The sequence below is a fragment of the Pedobacter sp. genome (assembly GCF_041645105.1).
Classification (GTDB): Bacteria; Bacteroidota; Bacteroidia; order Sphingobacteriales; family Sphingobacteriaceae; genus Pedobacter.
Map to the genome: position 1 here is coordinate 589,161 of NZ_JBAZQQ010000002.1, position 19,749 is coordinate 608,909.

General features: G+C 35.5%; 19 protein-coding genes. 10 read left to right on the top strand and 9 right to left on the bottom strand.

Features of this window, described 5'->3' with window-relative positions; genetic code table 11:
* Positions 1-5: 5 nt before the first annotated feature.
* A complete protein-coding gene (locus WC623_RS08750) occupies positions 6-1,487 on the bottom strand; it encodes a PLP-dependent aminotransferase family protein (protein ID WP_372850029.1) in 1,482 nt (493 codons plus the stop codon).
* Positions 1,488-1,551: 64 nt separating this feature from the next.
* On the opposite strand from WC623_RS08750, the gene WC623_RS08755 reads away from it, so the two are divergent.
* The 4 genes from WC623_RS08755 to WC623_RS08770 are packed head-to-tail and all read left to right on the top strand — an operon-like array spanning position 1,552 to position 4,831.
* Complete coding sequence (locus WC623_RS08755) at positions 1,552-2,178, top strand: hypothetical protein (RefSeq protein WP_372850031.1); 627 nt, start codon at positions 1,552-1,554, stop codon at positions 2,176-2,178.
* A gap of 6 nt (positions 2,179-2,184) precedes the next feature.
* Entirely contained in the window at positions 2,185-3,171 is a 987-nt protein-coding gene (gene bioB, locus WC623_RS08760) for a biotin synthase BioB (RefSeq protein ID WP_372850033.1), read from the top strand.
* The gene (gene bioA, locus WC623_RS08765; protein WP_372850035.1) at positions 3,159-4,424 is read left to right on the top strand and encodes an adenosylmethionine--8-amino-7-oxononanoate transaminase; all 1,266 of its coding nucleotides are present in this window, start codon (positions 3,159-3,161) and stop codon (positions 4,422-4,424) included. Before bioB ends, bioA begins: the two co-directional genes overlap by 13 nt.
* Positions 4,425-4,462: 38 nt before the next feature.
* The gene (locus WC623_RS08770; protein WP_372850037.1) at positions 4,463-4,831 is read left to right on the top strand and encodes a glyoxalase; all 369 of its coding nucleotides are present in this window, start codon (positions 4,463-4,465) and stop codon (positions 4,829-4,831) included.
* Between the two features lie 70 nt (positions 4,832-4,901).
* Here WC623_RS08770 and WC623_RS08775 read toward each other — a convergent pair whose 3' ends face one another.
* Together WC623_RS08775 and WC623_RS08780 are read right to left on the bottom strand one after the other, a co-directional pair.
* Positions 4,902-6,191 carry a DUF937 domain-containing protein gene (locus WC623_RS08775; protein ID WP_372850039.1) on the bottom strand — a complete coding sequence of 430 codons (1,290 nt, stop codon included), beginning with the start codon at positions 6,189-6,191 and terminating at the stop codon, positions 4,902-4,904.
* 167 nt (positions 6,192-6,358) lie between these two features.
* On the bottom strand, positions 6,359-7,018 hold the full coding sequence (locus WC623_RS08780) for a Pr6Pr family membrane protein (protein WP_372850041.1): 660 nt from the start codon (positions 7,016-7,018) through the stop codon (positions 6,359-6,361).
* Positions 7,019-7,093: 75 nt separating this feature from the next.
* On the opposite strand from WC623_RS08780, the gene WC623_RS08785 reads away from it, so the two are divergent.
* Complete coding sequence (locus WC623_RS08785) at positions 7,094-7,984, top strand: phosphodiester glycosidase family protein (RefSeq protein WP_372850043.1); 891 nt, start codon at positions 7,094-7,096, stop codon at positions 7,982-7,984.
* A 22-nt stretch (positions 7,985-8,006) separates the two neighbouring features.
* Here WC623_RS08785 and WC623_RS08790 read toward each other — a convergent pair whose 3' ends face one another.
* Complete coding sequence (locus WC623_RS08790) at positions 8,007-8,924, bottom strand: bestrophin family protein (RefSeq protein ID WP_372850045.1); 918 nt, start codon at positions 8,922-8,924, stop codon at positions 8,007-8,009.
* Between the two features lie 129 nt (positions 8,925-9,053).
* On the opposite strand from WC623_RS08790, the gene WC623_RS08795 reads away from it, so the two are divergent.
* From WC623_RS08795 to WC623_RS08810, 4 genes are all read left to right on the top strand, one after another.
* On the top strand, positions 9,054-9,536 hold the full coding sequence (locus WC623_RS08795) for a nuclear transport factor 2 family protein (protein WP_372850047.1): 483 nt from the start codon (positions 9,054-9,056) through the stop codon (positions 9,534-9,536).
* 54 nt (positions 9,537-9,590) lie between these two features.
* The gene (locus WC623_RS08800; protein ID WP_372850049.1) at positions 9,591-10,136 is read left to right on the top strand and encodes a hypothetical protein; all 546 of its coding nucleotides are present in this window, start codon (positions 9,591-9,593) and stop codon (positions 10,134-10,136) included.
* A gap of 25 nt (positions 10,137-10,161) precedes the next feature.
* The gene (locus tag WC623_RS08805; RefSeq protein ID WP_372850051.1) at positions 10,162-10,797 is read left to right on the top strand and encodes an HAD family hydrolase; all 636 of its coding nucleotides are present in this window, start codon (positions 10,162-10,164) and stop codon (positions 10,795-10,797) included.
* A 107-nt stretch (positions 10,798-10,904) separates the two neighbouring features.
* A complete protein-coding gene (locus WC623_RS08810; protein ID WP_372850053.1) occupies positions 10,905-12,413 on the top strand; it encodes a catalase in 1,509 nt (502 codons plus the stop codon).
* A gap of 64 nt (positions 12,414-12,477) precedes the next feature.
* Here the strand turns inward: WC623_RS08810 and WC623_RS08815 are convergent, their stop codons facing one another.
* From WC623_RS08815 to WC623_RS08835, 5 genes are read right to left on the bottom strand one after another with little or no spacing between them, the layout of a single operon-like run.
* Complete coding sequence (locus WC623_RS08815) at positions 12,478-12,888, bottom strand: two-component system response regulator (RefSeq protein WP_372850055.1); 411 nt, start codon at positions 12,886-12,888, stop codon at positions 12,478-12,480.
* Positions 12,878-13,954, bottom strand: a complete 1,077-nt coding sequence (locus tag WC623_RS08820) for a hybrid sensor histidine kinase/response regulator (protein WP_372850057.1) — start codon at positions 13,952-13,954, stop codon at positions 12,878-12,880. Before WC623_RS08820 ends, WC623_RS08815 begins: the two co-directional genes overlap by 11 nt.
* 14 nt (positions 13,955-13,968) lie before the next feature.
* A complete protein-coding gene (locus tag WC623_RS08825; RefSeq protein ID WP_372850059.1) occupies positions 13,969-16,128 on the bottom strand; it encodes a 7TM diverse intracellular signaling domain-containing protein in 2,160 nt (719 codons plus the stop codon).
* Complete coding sequence (locus tag WC623_RS08830) at positions 16,125-16,841, bottom strand: hypothetical protein (protein WP_372850061.1); 717 nt, start codon at positions 16,839-16,841, stop codon at positions 16,125-16,127. The genes WC623_RS08825 and WC623_RS08830 overlap by 4 nt, the downstream gene beginning before the upstream one ends.
* Positions 16,828-19,143: an Rv1355c family protein gene (locus tag WC623_RS08835; protein WP_372850063.1), complete on the bottom strand. Its 2,316-nt coding sequence runs from the start codon at positions 19,141-19,143 to the stop codon at positions 16,828-16,830. The genes WC623_RS08830 and WC623_RS08835 overlap by 14 nt, the downstream gene beginning before the upstream one ends.
* Before the next feature lie 118 nt (positions 19,144-19,261).
* Between WC623_RS08835 and WC623_RS08840 the strand changes: the two genes are divergently transcribed.
* Positions 19,262-19,717 carry a response regulator gene (locus tag WC623_RS08840; RefSeq protein WP_372850065.1) on the top strand — a complete coding sequence of 152 codons (456 nt, stop codon included), beginning with the start codon at positions 19,262-19,264 and terminating at the stop codon, positions 19,715-19,717.
* Positions 19,718-19,749: the final 32 nt, after the last annotated feature.

The following is a 19,749-nucleotide window of genomic DNA, read 5'->3' on the forward strand; positions in this document are numbered from 1 at the left end:
TCTTTTTAGATTTCTTTTAACACACTTTTGATGATGAGCAAACAATTTTCCATTTCATCAAAGGTCAAATGACCAAAGCCCATTCTAATGGCGGTAATATTTTTGTTTTGATATAATAATGTTTTGGGAATAAATAACTGTTTTTTCTGACACTTTTGACTGAGTTGCATTAGGTTTACTGGTTTTTTCCAGCGCAACCAAAGTGCTAGTCCTCCAGTAGGAATATCAACATCTACCCAATCCTTTAAATGCAAATTCAATAGTTTTACACAGTGATCGCGACGCTCTCGATATATTTTCAAAGATTTTTTTAAATGACGATGAATGATGCCCTCATCAATCATTTCGCCTAATACTTGTTCCATTAATACATCACCCTGACGGTCAATAACTCCAAGGTACTTTTGCATTTCAACCATTAGATTCTTTGGTGCTACTATAAAACCAGTGCGGAATCCGGGTGCCAGGGATTTTCCAAAGGAACTTACATAAACAACCATTCCTGAGTTGTCTGTTGCGGCAAGTGGTAAATTGTTTAGTTTTTCATATTGAAAATCGTAATCATAGTCGTCTTCAACAATGATAAAGCTCTTTTCTTTAGCTAATTCTAAAAGGGCTAAGCGTCTTTTAGATGACAAGCTGACTGTTGTAGGGTAATGATGATGCGGAGTAACATATACCATTCTTGGTGTTTGTTCTTTACAGATCTCTTTCAATGAATCGATACATAAACCTTCTTCATCTATGGGTATGGATTGAATTCTGGCTCCGGATTTTTGGAAAATCATATTGGCTGAAAAATAGCTAAGCTCGGCCACAATAACCAGGTCATCAGCCTGTAATAATAGTTCAGAAATGATGTACAAACTCATCTCAATACTACGTGTAATCAGTAGGTTTTGAGGGGAAATATGAAATCCACGCGATACATTCAAATAATTGGAGAGATGTTTTTTGAAATACTCACTTCCTTCCTGATTATAATACCCCATTTTCTTGCGATTGCTTTTACGTTTCATATTTGCGGAATAGAAACGTGATAAATCCTCAATTTGCGTTAATCGGATATCGGGTGTTCCATCATTAAATACAAAATCACAAGGAATGTACTCAAATGGATTGTCTAAAAGATTGGATTTTTGAAATGGAAATCCTGTTTTCTCAGGATAATGACTGTCATCTTGTATTGATTTTGTTTGTTTGCTAATGTTTTTGGTTGAAAATGGAAGTACAAAGGCGCCCTTGTTTTGTTGGATGTCTATCCAACCTTGTTGACTGAGTTCTTCATAAGCAGCGGTAACGGTATTTCTATGTACCTCGAGTTCGCTACTTAAAGTACGTGCCCCTGGGAGTTTCTGATCTGGATTAAGAATTCTTCTTTGTATTGCACTTATGATATGATTGGCGATTTGTAGATAAATAGGCGTTTCTAAATCACGTTGAATTTGTACAAATGAAGTAAAAGGGAATCTAACCGGACTATTCATAATCTTAAAACCGGCACCTTGTAACCGGGCGGAAAGTTACGAGTTTTGATGCAAACAGAAAAAGATGGATGAAATACTTCAATATGTTGTAGAAAATAATATTCTACATGCAAAGTGGCTTAATACTTTGTCTTTTTTAGAAAATGTAGGAGCCAGGAAAATTTCTGCTTGTGAGCAAGCTAATTCGGTAGACTTAATTCAGTTGAAACATGCTGCGGAGGAACATAGACATGCATATTATTTGAAAAAACAAATCAGTAAAGTTGATGTATTAGCCTGTCCATTTTATGAAGCTAAAGATTTGCTGGCAGCACGCGAAACCTTTCATTACCTCAACGGTTTGGACCTGAAATGTGCCAGATTTTTGAAGAAGGAATTTGATTTGAGCGGAGATGCTTTGAAGTACGCATCGTATTTGTTTGTTACATATGCTATTGAAGTTCGGGCGGATGCTTTATATCCAGCTTATCAAGATGTTTTAACAAGGAATCAAAGTAAGGTGATGGTAAGGTCTATAATCGTTGAAGAAGAAGGGCATCTGGAAGAAATGATTCAACAATTGGAAAAGTTTCATCCCAATTGGAAAGAGTATGCTGATAAAGTAGTGGAAATGGAAACAGAATTAAATGAGAATTGGTTTTCTGCGATTTCAAAAGAAGTATTAGAAGTGATTACCGAACAAATATCGTAAAATAAAATGACAGCAAATTTAAGACACGACTGGAAAAAAGATGAAATATTAGCCATTTATAATAAGCCTTTATTGCAATTGGTGTATGAGGCTGCAACGGTTCATAGAGCTTATCACAATCCAGAGGAAGTGCAGATTTCCACCTTATTATCGGTAAAAACAGGAGGTTGTCCTGAAGACTGTTCTTATTGTGGACAAGCAGCACGTTATCATACTGACATTAAAGTTCAGGCTTTGTTACCTACAGAGACTGTTTTAGCTCATGCAACAAAAGCAAAAAACAGTGGTTCTTCAAGGTTTTGCATGGCAGCAGCCTGGCGTGAAGTGCGCAACAATAGCGATTTCGACAGAATTATCGAAATGGTGAAAGGTGTAAATGAGATGGGACTTGAGGTGTGTTGTACCTTAGGAATGCTAACTGAAGAACAAGCGCTTCGATTGCAGGAAGCAGGATTGTATGCTTATAATCACAATCTGGATACTTCTGAAGAGTTTTATGATGATATCATATCAACGCGAAAGTTTGACAACCGTATTAATACCATTAATAATGTACGAAAAGCAGGTATAACGGTTTGTTCTGGGGGTATTATTGGTTTAGGGGAAACAGATAAAGACCGTATTTCTATGCTTTGTACATTGGCAAATATGGAAAAACATCCAGAATCAGTTCCGATTAATGCATTGGCCCGTGTGAAGGGAACTCCATTGGAGAATAATCCGAAAGTGCCAATTTGGGATATGGTTAGAATGATTGCCACTGCAAGAATAGTGATGCCGGCTTCTATGGTGCGTTTAAGTGCAGGAAGAATTGAAATGAATGAAGAAGAACAGGCCTGGTGTTTTATGGCAGGTGCAAATTCTATTTTTACAGGAGAACGGGAAACTTTATTGGTAACTCCAAATCCTGGCGTTACGGAAGATATGCAGATGTTGGCAAACTTAGGTTTAAAGCCTATGGTGAAAGAAGCAAAATCAGTATGCTCACATTAAAGGAACGTGATAAAAAGGTAAATTGGCATCCTTATACGCAAATGAAAACTGCGCAGGATGTTATTCCTATTGTTAAGGGAAAAGGAACTTATTTGTATGATGATGAGGGTAAACAATATATTGATGCAATTTCCTCTTGGTGGGTTACCCTACATGGACATGCTCATCCTTACATAACCCAAAAAGTTTCAGCGCAATTAAACACTTTAGAACAAGTGATTTTTGCTGGGTTTACACATAAAGCGGCCATTGAACTTTCGGAACGATTACTACAGCTTTTACCAAAGAATCAGCAAAAAGTTTTTTACACCGACAATGGATCAACAGCGGTTGAAGTTGCGTTGAAAATGTGTTTGCAATTTGATTACAATCAAGGGAAAAGCAGGAATAAAATTCTGGCTTTTAAAAATGGATATCATGGTGATACATTTGGTTCAATGTCTGTTAGTGGACGCGGGACATGGACTGAGCCTTTTAGAGGGATGCTATTCGATGTGATTTTTATCGATGTGCCGACAGAATCTAATTTGGATGATATTAAAAATATCATTAATTCTCATGAAGATATATGCTGCTTTGTGTATGAACCATTAGTGCAGGGAGCAGGAGGGATGCTGATGCACAAAGCGGAAGATTTAAGTGAATTGTTGGCATTTTGCAGGAGTAAAAAAATCTTATTGATTCAAGATGAGATTTTTGTAGGCTTCGGAAGAACCGGCAAAATGTTTGCTGCGAATCACTTGTCGACCGCTGCTGACGTGATGTGTTTTTCCAAAGGATTAACGGGGGGGACAATGCCTTTAGGAGTGACTACCTGCACTCAGGAAATTTATGATGCTTTTTATTCAAATGATAAAACTAAAGCGTTGTTTCATGGGCATTCCTTTACAGCAAGCCCCCTGGCTTGTTCTGCAGCATTAGCTAGCATGGATTTACTTTTGGAAGATCAAACACAAAGTAATATCGCAAGAATTTGTGATCAGCATGCAGCTTTTGCTAAGAAACTAAAGGATCATCCAAAAGTAGCAATGGTTCGTCAGCAAGGAACTATTTTCGCTATGGAATGGAAAACAAATGAGCATACTTCTTATTTTAGTGAAATGCATGATATTTTATATCCCTTCTTTTTAAGTAAAGGGATTTTGATGCGGCCACTTGGAAATATTATTTATCTGGTTCCTCCTTATTGTATCAGCGAAACCGATTTGAATTATATTTATGAAACTATATTGGAAGCATTGGTGTTAATTTAAAACTTGAGATTTTAATAGATAAGGACTAAATTCAACAAATGGAACTCAAAACACTATCAATTCGTCCCTTTATTGGTGCAAAGGATTTTGAACTTTCTAAGAGCTTTTACCGTGATTTAGGGTTTGAGGAGGTAATCTTAACACCAAATATGTGTCTGTATAAGAATGGACAAGTAGGATTTTATCTACAGGATGCCTATGTGCAGGATTGGGTAGATAATACGATGATCTTTATTGAGGTAGAAAATGCTAATGAGTTTTATGATGAACTACTTGGCTTAAACCTAACTAGTAAGTACGAAAATGTAAGGTTGATTCCAGTAAGGACGGAAGATTGGGGCAGAGAATGTTTTTTACATGACCCCTCCGGTATCCTATGGCATTTTGGTGAATTTTTTAACAAGTAGAATAATTATTGCTATGTTTTATGAAACATAGCAATAATTACTTTAATTGTATCATCAGGAATTTTAAATGTTATTTCTGACTAACGCGTACATCAATACGACGATTTTTTGCTCTACCTTCAGGTGTATCATTGCTTGCAATCGGATGTTCTGGTCCATAACCTTCAGCAGATAATCTATTCGCATCTATACCCAATTTTACTAACTCTTGCATTGCAGCATTAGCTCTATCATTAGATAATGTTTTATTTAAAGAGGCATCACCGGTGTTGTCTGTATATCCTCCCATTTTCAAATGTACATTTGGATAAGCCTTTAAGATGGCAGCCATATTCTTTAATTGTTCTTGTGATTCTGGTTTTAAAGTAGTTTTACCAGTTTCAAAGTACAATCTGTCAAATGTAAACCAGGTCGTTTTATCAACTGGTTTATCTTTATCTTCAATAAATGAGATTAATTTGTTTTCTATTGAGTTTTCAGCAATGCTGATCTCGGCTCCGTCAGGAAGTTTTTTACTGATTGTTGCACCTAAATCTCTGACAAAATCTCCTGCCTCATTTAATTTGCCGAGACTAGAATCTATACGACTGCCTATAGCTTCTATACTACTTCCTATAGAATCCACACGCGTCGATAATGTATCGGTCATCCCTTCCATTTTCGTTTCATTACAACCTGATCTGCTCATTAACCACCATGCAGCAATCAATACAATGAGAATGGGTATTAACCATTTTAGGAATCCTCCTCCCGATTTTGGTTCTTGAACAGTGCCATATTTCAAAGGAGGTGCTTTAGGAATCTCAACCTTAGGAATGTTGACCTCAGGCATTTTTATATTAGCAAGGCCTAATGAATCTCCTAAACCTTGTGGCAGTGCCGCTGTTATATCTGCTTTACTCTCGAATATTTTTCCCAATAAATCTTTGAAATTCCATCCATTACTTGCCATTATTTTTGAAATAAATCCGGTAACTAATGGGGCAATCATTGCCAATAAACCTGTAGATTTTTCAGGACTTAGACCTGTAGATGAAGATAGTGAGTTCGTTACTGCGTTGGTGTCATTACCAAATAGACCACCTAGCAATGATTTTCCTTTTTCTAATAAAGAATCCTCACTGCCATTTAATAAATCTGTAGGATTGTTATCGGGGCTTGAACCGGTAATACCAGACAGTATGTTGCCAAGAAAGCCTGAATTTCCGCCCGCACCATTTTTTAGGATGCCAGCTAATATGGCTGGGATACCAGCAGAGAAACCAGTTTTTACCTGATCCTCGCTTACGCCAGCTTTCTGGCTTAAAGATGAGATGACTTTATCACTCACCTCATTCTTCAACAGTTCAATTAAATTCATGTTTATAGTTTTTAAGTTAGAAGTTGTTCAAACAAATACTATACACCCTCACCTTTAATTTCAATCTGGTACATTACATCAGAATGTACCTGCCTCTTATAAAGATAAGATTAAGTCTTTGTATCTGCAAATCAGCTGATTAACTTTTAGATAGGGTAGTGTGAAGATCATTTGACTTTGGTCACTGGTGTTTTTTTGTTTGTAATCAGTTTTCCAACCCAAATAAATATTAAGGATAATACCAGAAAAACGATTAAGAGATAAAAACTATTTAAGATGACTTTATTGTATCCAATTGTATTTACATCAATAAATGGATAGGGGTAAAAACCAGAAATCGAGCCACTTAGAAGAACTAATACTAAATAAGCAAATGGATACATCAGCCATTCGAAAGCATTAACCCATTTTAAAGTCTTTTTTGGAGCAAAAATAAGCCAGTATAGCAAGAAAAGAAAAGGTATAAATACATGAAGTAGTTCATCTACAACAAGCTGTAATCCTTTTGGTTGCCAAGTGAAGCGTAAGATCAAGTTGTAGACTATTCCAACTATACTGATATAAACTGCTATGGCTGCCAAAATCTTTGGCTTTGAGTAAAAAGCCTCTTCTTTTTGATTGAAGTTTAATAACAAAAAGGTAAAGCACAATACCGCCATAACATTCGTTTGAACAGTGAAGTAACTGAAATACCTGATAATAGATTCTATCGCAGGGATTTGATTATTTACGATAGTGAGATAAAGTTGTGTTATTAAAGCAAACCATCCTGTGAAAAATCCGGCTATCAAGAATAATTTATTGGCTTTGTCACGATTTTCATTCATATTACGGTCTAATAATTAGCTATTTAATATAGTTTGTTTCCTTTTAAAATTGCATTAAAATAAATACATTAACACATGCTTGAGATTAAAAATTTACGAAAAGGGATATTATTTCATATTATCACTTTTTCCATCACCTTTTCTGTGCTTGCGCAGGATAAAGATTCTGTATTGTTTGTGAATGCAACTTTTGAAAGCCAAAAAATTGCAAGAGGGATAGTTTGGAAAAACCATAACTTTCAAAATAATGAACTTTTTGGAACTAACCAAAACATCAATATTCTAGAAGTGAAACCTAGAAAACGAAATCATTTTTTTATAGGTTTTGAGGAAATTGAGCTTAAACCAGTTTCAGAGTTTGGCAATAGAAGTGGAGCCATTGCAGGAATTAACGGTACTTTTTTCGATGTAAAAAAAGGAGGATCGATAGATTACATTAGAGTTGATGGAAAAGTGGAAACGGAGAATAGACTTTCGTCAGTTGGAAAAAGAGATCAAAAACATCAAGTTGCAGCAGTAGTTATTAATAAGGGGAAAATTTCCATTCAAAAATGGGATGGTTCTGAAGATTGGGAACAAAGGTTAAAGGGAGAGGATATTATGCTTAGCGGACCTTTGCTTTTTCTTAGGGGTAAGCAAGAAGATTTAGATTCCTCAAAATTTGCTCTTGCAAGGCACCCTCGTACAGCGATAGTTCAGACTAAGAACAAAAGAATTTTGCTGATCACTGTAGATGGGCGCAATGAAAATTCCGCAGGAATGAGTCTTTTTGAGCTCAGCAAGATAATGAAGTGGCTAAATGCTAATGATGGAATTAATCTTGATGGAGGCGGCTCTACAACATTTTGGCTTAAAGGACAGCCTGATAATGGAGTCGTAAATTATCCTACAGATAATAAAAAATGGGATCATAAAGGAGAAAGGAAAGTTGCTAACGCAATATTGTTAGGTAAGCCTAAAAAATGAAATTATAGAAAATCAACATTGATTAATCCACAATAGCACCATTTTTAACTTTAACCTCAGGCAGTTTTTCTCCAACCAACTCTAATAAAGTGGTTTCAATTGTTATACACATTTCATTCAGAGCAAGAGCATTTGCTTCGGTGCCAAAAGGTTGTTCAATCTCTTCGGCAATAGCTTCAAAAGCAACAAACGTATATGCAATAAAAACAACAATCAATGGTGTGAGCCATTGCAAACTATCTACCAAACCGAAGGGCAATAGAAAGCAGTATAGGTAGACAGTACGATGTAGTAATACTTGGTAACTATATGGAATAGGCGTAGATATAATTCTTTCACAACCTCCAGTTATATCGGATAATTTATCCAGATTCTCGTCAAATCTAGCCTGTTGTATGGAGTCAATTTTATGATCTCTTTTAGCATTTTTAACCCATTCGGCCATAAGCTTCATAATCATAATAGGTTTAAATCTTGATGTTGAAATCATCTTAAACTGTTCTTCATTTAAACGGGTTTTTAGATCTTGTTCGGCATCTGTACCTCTGAGCTGATGTTTCAAAGCGTATGTAAATGATATAAGTAACTTAATAAAGTCAGTTGTAAGCTTATTGTCCATCTCGACATTTGGTAAGGTTAGCGCTTGACGTGCCAAAGATCGGGTATCAATTAATAAGGCACCCCAGAGTTTTCGCCCTTCCCAAAAGCGATCGTAGCTAACACTGTTGCGAAAACCAAGGAATAGAGCAAGGACGAATCCGAATAAAGTTAAAGGTGTTGGATTTAGGGGAACCTTGAATGAGAAAATAGTCCCACGAAACCATACCACACAAATCGACATAATAAGAAGTAAAATTAATCGTGGAAGAACTGTCGGTAGCACAGATCCCTGCCATACAAAAAGCATTTTAAACCAGTGTTCTTTCTTTCTTATAATCATTCAGCAAATTTATTAAAAAAGATTAAGCCTTAACTTTAGCAAGTGGACTATTATAGTGATTTTTAATTAGCTGTAAAAGTTGATTTTTATGTCCATATTTATATGTTTTTAATTGAGAAAATGTAGATTATGATAAAGATAATAATGATTCAAATAGTCTCAATTTTGTTTAGCTGTTTGTTATGGACATCGGTTTTTTCGCAGTCAAAACATTACACACCTGTTTCTAAAGAATTGTATGCAACGATTATGCAAATGGATAGTCTTCTATTTAATGCATCTAATGCTGGGAATATAGATAAACTTAAAACTTTCTTTACTGAAGATCTTGAATTCTTTCATGATGTTGGGGGCCTGGCAGGGTACAAGGAAACTGTTGATAATTTTAGAAGAGTTGCTAAAAATTACGGTAATACAAGGCGGGTGTTAATTCCTGGCAGTGTAGAAGTATATCCAATCAAAGATTATGGTGCTATCCAAACTGGATTACATAAGTTTTGTCGTCTTGAGAATGACTCTCTGATCAATTGTGGAACTTTCAAATTTGTTCATGTTTGGAAGCATACGCCAGATGGCTGGAAGGTTTCAAGAGTTATTAGCTACGGACATTAAAAATGTTTATAAATCAAGCCAAATTATATAAAAATCATTATGAATTAACCAGAAATGGATAAGGTTATTACTTTTACAAGGGTATTTTCAGACTACCACATTAGTAGGGGAAAGCCTACATATTTTGTGGAGCAGATATTGAATAATCTTAGCAATCAAAATATTAATTGTAATGTTATTCATGTCGAAAAACAACTGGGGCATACACTACTTGCTGGATTTAGAACGAAATGCGGATCAAAAGGACATACTATACGTTCAGGCTATAATTGGAGCGTGGGAGATAAATTTTCTGTGGGAATATGGCTGGATAAACCACATGTTTCTGAAATTTTAATTCTTGAACCAATTATTGAGATTAAAAAGATCTGGACATTTGATTGTGATGATAATGGAGAAATTAAAGTAGATGGCATTTGTATAGATCTCAAATTAATAGAGAAAATTGCTAAGAATGATGGCTTGTCACTGCAGGATTTTGAAGAATGGCTGATTGTGCCTTGTCGTAAAGCTAAAAAGCCATTTAATGGGCAGATCATTTGTTGGGATGCAGCAATAAAATATGAATTGCATTGTCTAAATTTGGAAGACAATCCTTAGCAATTACTTTTTTAAAGATAAAACAGTGCAGAACATTAAAAACATCATATTTGATTATGGAAACGTAATCTTCGAAATAGATTTCAAAAAGACGCAGGAAGCTTTAAGCCAATTAGGAATTACAAATAGTACAGAGTTTTTTGCACATAAAAGTCACCACAACCTTTTTAATGATTTTGAAACTGCAGCAATTTCTCCAGCACAGTTTAGAGAGGGGATACGGGAAGCAGCTGGCGACAACAACTTAACAGATGAAGCAATTGATGCTGCATGGAATAGTCTGTTAATTGGTGTTCCTCCAGGAATTCATGAAGTGCTTTTAAAGGTTAAGCAAAAATACCGCACTTTCTTACTCAGTAATAATAATGAAACCCATTATAACTACATTGTTGACTATCTGAAAAAAGAATTTGGCATAGAAGATAATAGTAGCCTTTTTGAAAAAGCATACTATTCACAACAAATGTATCTACGTAAACCTAACGTAGAGATTTTTGAATCAGTGATTAATGAGAATAAGTTGAATCCTGCCGAAACTTTGTTTATAGATGATAGTCCGCAGCATATTGAAGGTGCTAAATTGGCTGGACTAAATACCTTACTTATGACTAAACACCCAAGAGAATTGGAGCAGGTATTAATTGATAATCATATCTTATAGTTGATAGATTTTCTCTATATCTATATAGATATTTACAGTTTGTTTTTCGATAGCATTATCCATAAATTTAGATAGTTCCTTTAAATGAACATTTAAATTAATATGCAATGGAAGACAATAATACAAACAAACGCAAGCTGACAACAGCATCGGGAAGACCTTATGCTGAACATGAAAATACGCAGTCTGTAGGTAATAGGGGGCCTTTATTATTGCAGGATTTTATTCTGCATGAAAAGATGGCCCACTTTAATCGTGAACGAATTCCGGAGCGGGTTGTACATGCTAAAGGTACTGGTGCTTATGGAACTTTTAAAGTAACAAATGATATCTCTAAATATACTAAAGCAAAGATTTTTTCTAAAATAGGAAATGAATGCAAAGTGTTTTTGAGGTTCTCTACAGTGGGCGGCGAGAAAGGAAGTGCAGATTCTGAAAGAGATCCACGTGGATTTGCAGTTAAGTTTTATACAGAAGATGGGAACTGGGATCTGGTAGGTAACAATACGCCAGTATTCTTCGTTAAAGATCCTAAGAAATTCAGTGATTTTATCCATACACAAAAAAGGGATCCACGGACAAACTTAAAAAGTCCGACTATGATGTGGGACTTCTGGTCATTAAACCCTGAAAGTTTACACCAGGTAGCGATATTAATGACGGATAGGGGAACACCTTTCTCTTATAGGCATATGGATGGCTTTAGTAGTCATACTTATTCAATGATTGATAGAGATAACCAAAGAGTATGGGTTAAATTTCATTTCAAGACTCAGCAGGGGATAAGGAATTTTACCGGACCAGAGGCTGATGCTATGCGTACTACAGATATGGATCATTCACAACGAGATTTGGTAGAGGCCATTGATCGTGGTGAGTTTCCTAAATGGAGTTTAAAAATCCAGGTGATGACGGAAGAGCAGGCTAAAACATTTAGATGGAATCCGTTTGACCTGACTAAGGTTTGGCCACATGCTGAATTCCCTTTGATTGATGTTGGTGTTTTAGAATTGAACCAGATTCCAAGAAACTATTTTGCACATGTTGAACAGTCGGCTTTTGCTCCTTCAAATACGATTGACGGCATTGGTTACTCTCCTGATAAAATGCTTCAGGGAAGAATCTTATCGTATGCAGATGCGCAACGATACAGATTGGGTGTTAATTTTGAACAGATACCAGTAAATACCTGTCCTTTTATGACTAATAACTATCATAGAGATGGTCATATGCGTGTTGACGGAAATGGAGAGGAGGGGCCAAATTATTATCCAAATAGCTTTGGTGATGTAGTCCCTGATGAAAGCTATAAAGAGCCGGCATGGGAGCTTGAATCTAACGTGGCTGATTGGTACGACAGAAATACAGGGCCTGGTGATGATGATCATTATACACAACCTGGTGATCTATTCCGTAAAGTTTTAGATGAGGAAGGTAAAAGAAATATGATCAATAATATTGTTGGTGCTATGAGTGGTATTACAGGGCCTAAACGCGATAAAATCATCAATCTACAGCTTTGCCATTGGTTTAGAGCTGATATTGGCCTTGGAATGGCTATAGCCAAAGGTTTAGGAGTCGACGTAGATCAGGCAATGTCTAAGCAACATAGTTAACGAACTTGAAAAGCATAGTAATATGCTTAAAGGAGAGGGTATCAAATGAATGATATCCTCTTTTTTATGGCAGAAAGAACGTTTTTAACAGATCCTTTAAATCTGCAATTAAAAGAGGCTTCTTTAGCAATCTGGCTACATACAAATTTGCTTCTGCTCTTTGAATATCTCCAAAATCCAGTGTCGAAGAAAGCATTGATATTAAACAAACATCTGTAAATCGTTTAGGAAGCTTTTTGTAGAGTTCTAAGAATTCAAAGCCATCCATGTCTGGCATTTGTATATCCAGTAAAATTAAATCTGGTAACTTGCTCTGATCGTTGAGCCCTTTGTTAAGAAAAGCCAAGGCCTCCTCACCTGATTTACAGGTTATGATTTCATTAAACAGATTAGATAATTGAATGATTTTTGAATTGATTTTTAAATCAACAACATTGTCATCTATTAATAAAACAGTTGTGGGCTTATTTAACATTAGGAATTGTAATTTTAAATGTAGTACCATCCGTGTCAGAGCTTACAGCTATTCTTCCATTAATTTTGTTTAAAGCTTCTTTTACGATAAACAAGCCCAATCCACTACCGTGGTTAATACTACTTTTGAAGAACTGAGTAAATATTTTTTCTAAATGTTCGTTTAAGATTCCCATACCGTTATCTGCAATCGAGATCTCGGCGAATTCATTACTCACTTCAATATTTATATTTACCTTTTTATTTGTTTCGTTCTCTTTTTGATATTTTATGGCATTAGAAATCAAATTGCCAAGTATAACTTCTATCCGGAAAGCATCACCATAAAAAGCTGCCTTCTGGTTAATGTTAACAGTAAAAGTTGTTTCCTTATCAGTAAATGAATAAAGTTCAATTAAACCTGGAATTAGTTGTTCAAAATCAACCAATGTGTTTTCAGAAATCATTTTATTATTTCTGTAATATTGAAGCGTTTTTTGGATATAATAGTCCAGTCTGTTTGAACAGGTTTCAATCAGTCCCCAATACTCACTATTAGCTTCATAAGCACCTTCCATCTTAACCAGATTGATTACCCCCATAGTTGATACCAGAGGAGCCCTGAGCTCATGAGAAATGCTATAAATAAACCTGTTTAATTCGTCGTTTGTTTTTTCTAGTTCTGCAACTTTATTTCTAAGATCAATCTTAGCTCTATAAGCATCGTAGGCATTTTTAATAGAATTATGAAGCTCCAGATCATTCCATGGTTTTGTAATATAACGATAGATATCACCATGATTAATTGCATCAGCAAGTGCTTCAATATCGGTATAACCTGTAAGCAAAATTCTAATTGGATCAGGAAATGTCTCTGTAATGCTTTTGAAAAATTCTACACCGGTAGTACCTGGCATTTTCTGATCTGCGAGAATAACCTGTATTGATACGTTTTGAAGTATCTTTAAACCTTCAGCTGCAGAAATGGCTGTATAAATCTCATACTGCCGTCTAAAACTGGCCTTAAATGCCTGCAGGTTATTTTCCTCATCATCGATATATAGAACTCTTACATTCGGTGCGGCCATATTATGAGATTTGCTTATTTTAATGTATTAACAGGCAATGTAATGATAAATTCTGTACCCTCGTTTAACTTGGACAAAACATCTATATGCCCTTTATGTTTCTCAATAATACTAAAAACAATTGATAAACCTAAACCTGTTCCTTCACCAACTTCTTTTGTAGTAAAAAATGGCTCAAATATCTTATGTTTCACCTCATCAGTCATACCACTTCCCGTATCTTTAATGCTGATGATAACATTATCGTTCTCATAATATGTGGTAATGGTCAGGAGTTCTTCCTCCCTGTTCATTCCATTTGATTTGATGGCCTGTATAGCGTTAGAAATCAGGTTCATAAAGACCTGATTGATCTTTCCAGGTAAACACTCTACTTTAGGTAGGTTACCAAAATTTTTGACCAATTTGAGGTTGTCAGGCATTGTGTTTTTAACCAGTACCACTGTCGATTGCAGACCTTCATTAATATCAACAGGCTTAAGGTCATCTTCATCCAAACGACTGAAGTTTCTTAAACTTCTGATAATCTCTGCAGTTCTTTTTGCCCCATCAGTGATTCCCGTTAATAGAGACTCAATCTCATCATTAATAAACTCCAGGTCTATCTGTTTCTTGAAAGCCTCTATTTCTCTTATCTGATCTTCAATATCCGGTGCAGAGAAATCAAGATTTTCATACTTACTGATGATCTCCTTTAAATCAGCGATGTCAAGTTGTAATGGCTTGATGTTAGAGGTGACAAAATTGATCGGATTATTAATCTCATGTGCAATACCCGCGGTTAACTGTCCGAGCGCAGCCATCTTTTCTGCATCTACCAACTGTGATTGTGCTGCTTTAAGGTTACTTAATGCGTTATTTAGGTTAGAGTTGGTTTCCTGTAAGGCTTCAGTCCGTTCATTTACCTTTTTCTCCAACTCTATGTTTTGTTGCAATATCAATTGCTCATTTTCTTTTGAAATAAGCAGAGCACGCTGCTGCGCAAGTTCATTTTCCTTTTTAAAGAAATTGATTCTATCTGCAAGTGCAAAGGAAAGGAGCATAACTTCTATGACCGATGTAAACTGTACAGCATACATGGTGTAGGTATTGTAAGGTAGTATTTCATAATCTTTTAAAATAAAGATCAGCATACCAAAAAACAAGAATGACCAGGAAGCCAGGTAGTATCCGGCAGGCTTAAATTTCTTATGAAAGAAAGACTGATAAGCCGTATAAGTTCCGATAATTGAACCAGCGAGGATTAAAATCTGCATGGCAATAAACGAAAATTGTTTAAAACCAACCAGTAATAAAACGGTATTGAGAATAGAAAGTGCCAATAAGATATTGATAATCTTATGGTTTTTTGGGGCATTTACTTTAGTGTTGAGAAAAGACTGGGTAAACATAATAGATGCCACGAGCCCCAGATTGGCAAAGAGACAGACGGAAATATTATTAAGCCAGCCTTCATTAAGTAGGAAATATTTCGTAAAATATCCTTGTAGTGCCGTTTGTGTAGCCCAGGTAAAGAAAATACAGAATATATAGTTTAAATAACTGCTGTCTTTAACACTAAAGAATAAGAACAGGTTATAAGTAAACATAATGATCATTACTCCGGTATACATGCCGAAAAAAATATCTCTTTGGGCAAAAATATTATCAAAAGAATACTTTGGAGCTACAAAAACTGGAGCAATCACAACCTCGTCTGAATAGAGTTTAAGGAAAATATCAGGTTGTTGTGCAACTATAGATCTTGGGAGTAAATGACTTTTTATATTCCCAGGAAATTCAAGATCGGCAATAGTAGCATAAGGTTTACCTTCAATTTTATATATAACTGAGCTATCTTTCACAAAATAGATGTCAGAAGTTTTCATTCTGGCCTGATCTATCATAATGCTCGCATTAGAGAAAGAAGAAAGTTTAATTGGTGCTGCTTTTAACCATACAGGTTTACTGACCTCTGCAAAATTGACGAAGGGAGCATTTAAAGGCCTAAATTTATCTTTAGCCTGAAGTACCCATTGAATAGATGCACTATCCGGAAATTCAGTTAAAACTAAAGAATGCTTAGTAATATTAACTATTGAATCTTTTTCCTGCTCGGGCGCAGCCTTTAAAACAAAGGAGTAGCTTAAGCACAGGAAAAGTAGTAGCAGTTTTTTTAAAAAAACTTTTGTCATATAACAATGTCAATATGCATATCGATAAAACCGTCATTTGTTTTGTTTGGCAGTGTAACAGTTTGTTTTGGATCTTTTCTTAAGGCCATTACAAAGTCGTGTGATTCCTGCGTAGCAGTAGGTAGTGTATCTAACTCATCATTTAATACAACCGTAGCAGTTAAATCTTCTTTAGGGTAATAGAACTTGCCGTTTATGCCAATTTCTTTAACTACCCTAAAGCCACCTCTTACGGCATTACGATAAGTTGCAGGAGCAGTTAAACCAAATAAAGATTGTAAGCCGATCAAGCTGGAGAGAGCTACAGTAATCTGACTAAGTACCCAGCTACCTATTCCTAAACCTGCGATTTCCCAGGAATTCCAAACTCCACAAAGCTCGCCGGTTCCATTGGCTACACGTTCAGCAACCATATCATATATCCTGTTGTCCATATCACCAACGGCAGTTTCAACAGGGAGTGGAATAATTCCATCTGCAATATGTACCCTGCTTCCGGCAAGTGCTTTGCCATTTTCTTCTGCAGAAACTAATACGACATACACTCCAGGGTTAAGCACCCAATCGATATTTGCAGAGGTAATTTTAGTAATGCCAAATATTTCCAATACATGGGTATGCCCTTCAATGAATTTCATGCAGCCCTCACGATTGTCTATGGCTCTAAAAGCTTTAAAATAAAGCTTATTGATTTGGGTTTTATGCTCTTCCAATTGATAAAATTTTATTAAAAGGTTTCCTAATTGTACGTTGTGGTGATGATTCTGCTTTAAATATTCTAAACATGAATACTTCTGCAATATTATCAGTTATTTTAAACAAATGTTTTAATTTTTGATGTAAATTGAAAATTTGTGTTCTACTTTCTTCAGGGAGATCATTTAATTGTCCAAAACTATTCTTATAAAAGAATATTAAAGGCACATTTACGGGGTGAATTTGATAGCCTAATGCTGTAGCAGCAAGCCACAGTTTCTCTACTGCTATGCCTCCTTTTAAGTAATTTAAAGGATTATGTTGCGGTAAAGTAATCAGACCAATAGCGGGGGATGATTGGAATTGCTTTAGGGCAAGGTATTTAAAGGCGTTTCCGCCTTTTATTTTCTTAAGAAATTCAACTGCTCTTTCATCTTTCATTAAGCGCAGACCAATTTGGTCCTGATTGCTTAAATCAAGAGTATTTATACCAATACCATCTTCTGTCTCCAGGATCTGATCTTGGTTCCATCGCATTTCTTTTTTTATAAAATCCTCATGAGCGGCGGGAATAAACATCCTTAACAGGTCAGCCTGCCCGGATATATCACCCAATTGTGTTTTATCTTCAGTATTAGTAATCCAATGCAGATCGATTTCGTCAGAATCGATAAGTGCTTTGAAGTGTTCCATTTCTTCTGGACTAATTTCCTGAGACATCCCGAATTTTCTATTGGTATGTCTGTTGTTAATCTGTGCCGCAAGTGTTTTCTCCAGTTCAGTAGCTATGTGTTGGCCATTGAAATTAAAAACAGCAATATGATCAGGGAAAAGCTCTGGGGTAAATTTCCAGTTTACCTCTAGATCATTTACAGATGCCTCCAGTAATAAATTTTCTATAGCAGCACCTAAAGAAGCGTAAGAGGATAGATAATCAGGATCTAAATAAGCACCAGCAACATGCTTATTTAAAAACAAATGTAGTGTGCCATTACTATAGTGCCAATGCCATGGCTGATTGTTCCCACCCGAAGGTGCTTTACTTGCTGCTGATATTAATTTGTCAATTAATTCAATAGAAATTGTTTCCCCGGTTTTCTCTGGAACAATTTGGTGTTTTGAAAAAAAACTACCTATTTCTTCAATGCTTAACTGTTTACCGCGTGCTGTTTCAGGTACTTCTTTTTCTACTGGATGATCTGTGATTAATTCGTCAATATCGATAAAGAATCTTCCTGAGAGCTTTAAATTTCCAAGAAGTATTTTCCTGGAAAGGTCTGCTGTAATACCACCACCATAAGTAACAGCACTAGCCAGTTGTGGCCAGGTAGATATGGTACTCATAATTTCTACCGCAGATGCTTTCATTCTTGGCGAAAGGGTTTCAATTCCAGTCACAGGAGCAATATAGGGGACTTTTTCATCCAGTGTTTTTAATGATTTAAAAACGCTCATATCTATATGCTCTACAAATCCATGTAAAACCGGACGATCAGGTTCAAGGTCAAACCTTTCAATATCAATGGTACATCTGTCGCTGCCTTCCATTAAAACAGGTATACCTAAAGCCTTGGCTTTTTCTCTTGCACCTATTTTAATATCGAAGCTATCACACTCATCAATTAATAAATCGAGTACGCCATCTTTTGTTAAGAAATCATCAATGTTATCATCTGTTATACCATCGTGAAAACAAACTACTTTTAAAAATGGATCCAATTCAGCAATTTCACGGGCAACGATTACTGTTTTTTGCAGTGTTATATTGTGTATACCAGTACGTATACGATTCAGATTAGATAAATCCAGTTCATCAAAATCAGCAATACGCAATTCTCCGAAACCACGTTCAATGGCCAGGGTTAAAGAAACTGATTGTCCAACAGATAGGCCTATTACACCAATTTTTTTCTGTGAAAGGATTTTTTGTTCCTCATCGGTAATTTTATGCTTATTTCTGTTTGTACGAACAATAATAAATTCTTCTTCATCAAGGAGGTGAACTAATTTTTCTGACCAGGGATAGTATACCCATACTCCATAGTCCTCAAAGGCAGTTGAACCACGGTGAGCTTCAGCAACTTTTTTTATTTCAGATGGCGGAATACCTGGTTTTAAACACTTGATTAATTCTTCTATTTGAGATTCAATACTATCAAATACTTGTAAATAGGGCTTTTCAATTAAAAGATTTTCAAGATTTAACTTTTCGGTATTGTTTTTGGTATTAAATAATACAGGCCTATAGAGTTTATTTAATTGCTTTGTGGTGTTAATTAGGGGTTCAAAATTCAAATTGGAATACGCTTTAGACTGCATTTTTTTAATAAATCTATACTATTAAAATAAAAAAAATAAGTAAAATATTGAATGAACTAAAAATAGGCTTTTAAGAGTAATAATAAAAAAGTATTTTTAACTTTTATTTCCAGACAAAATGAATGTAAATATCCTGTATGTTGATGACGAACCTCATAATTTAAGTGCTTTTAAAGCGACTTATAGAAGGTTGTATAATGTTTTTACTGCTGAGTCTGCCGACGAAGGCAGGGTTGTTTTAGATAATGAAGAAATTCACGTAATTATCACCGACCAAAGGATGCCTAAAACTACGGGTGTAGAATTTTTAGCGTCTATTTTAGAGAAGCACCCAGATCCGATCAGAATGATTCTTACGGGGTATACTGATATAGATGCTGTAATTGATGCGATTAACAAAGGACAGGTATATAGATATATCCAAAAGCCCTGGATGGAAGCTGATTTGAAGATTAATATTGAAAAAGCGTATGAAATTTATATGCTTAGAAAGGAAAATCGCGATCTGACTGCTAAATTATTAACAGCAAATCAGCAACTTGAGTTTTTATTAAGGCAAAATCTTTTATCTTAATTATCCTAAAGGATAATTAAGACGACAACAGA

Bases quoted from the DNA above. Each gene is read 5' to 3' on its own strand.
- WC623_RS08815 (WP_372850055.1), bottom strand. From the start codon at position 12,888: ATGTTAAATAAGCCCACAACTGTTTTATTAATAGATGACAATGTTGTT.
- WC623_RS08795 (WP_372850047.1), top strand. From the start codon at position 9,054: ATGATAAAGATAATAATGATTCAAATAGTCTCAATTTTGTTTAGCTGT.
- bioA (WP_372850035.1), top strand. From the start codon at position 3,159: ATGCTCACATTAAAGGAACGTGATAAAAAGGTAAATTGGCATCCTTAT.
- WC623_RS08770 (WP_372850037.1), top strand. From the start codon at position 4,463: ATGGAACTCAAAACACTATCAATTCGTCCCTTTATTGGTGCAAAGGAT.
- WC623_RS08755 (WP_372850031.1), top strand. From the start codon at position 1,552: ATGGATGAAATACTTCAATATGTTGTAGAAAATAATATTCTACATGCA.
- WC623_RS08750 (WP_372850029.1), bottom strand. From the start codon at position 1,487: ATGAATAGTCCGGTTAGATTCCCTTTTACTTCATTTGTACAAATTCAA.
- WC623_RS08810 (WP_372850053.1), top strand. From the start codon at position 10,905: ATGGAAGACAATAATACAAACAAACGCAAGCTGACAACAGCATCGGGA.
- WC623_RS08775 (WP_372850039.1), bottom strand. From the start codon at position 6,191: ATGAATTTAATTGAACTGTTGAAGAATGAGGTGAGTGATAAAGTCATC.
- WC623_RS08825 (WP_372850059.1), bottom strand. From the start codon at position 16,128: ATGACAAAAGTTTTTTTAAAAAAACTGCTACTACTTTTCCTGTGCTTA.
- WC623_RS08840 (WP_372850065.1), top strand. From the start codon at position 19,262: ATGAATGTAAATATCCTGTATGTTGATGACGAACCTCATAATTTAAGT.
- WC623_RS08800 (WP_372850049.1), top strand. From the start codon at position 9,591: ATGGATAAGGTTATTACTTTTACAAGGGTATTTTCAGACTACCACATT.
- WC623_RS08780 (WP_372850041.1), bottom strand. From the start codon at position 7,018: ATGAATGAAAATCGTGACAAAGCCAATAAATTATTCTTGATAGCCGGA.
- bioB (WP_372850033.1), top strand. From the start codon at position 2,185: ATGACAGCAAATTTAAGACACGACTGGAAAAAAGATGAAATATTAGCC.
- WC623_RS08820 (WP_372850057.1), bottom strand. From the start codon at position 13,954: ATGGCCGCACCGAATGTAAGAGTTCTATATATCGATGATGAGGAAAAT.
- WC623_RS08835 (WP_372850063.1), bottom strand. From the start codon at position 19,143: ATGCAGTCTAAAGCGTATTCCAATTTGAATTTTGAACCCCTAATTAAC.
- WC623_RS08785 (WP_372850043.1), top strand. From the start codon at position 7,094: ATGCTTGAGATTAAAAATTTACGAAAAGGGATATTATTTCATATTATC.
- WC623_RS08790 (WP_372850045.1), bottom strand. From the start codon at position 8,924: ATGATTATAAGAAAGAAAGAACACTGGTTTAAAATGCTTTTTGTATGG.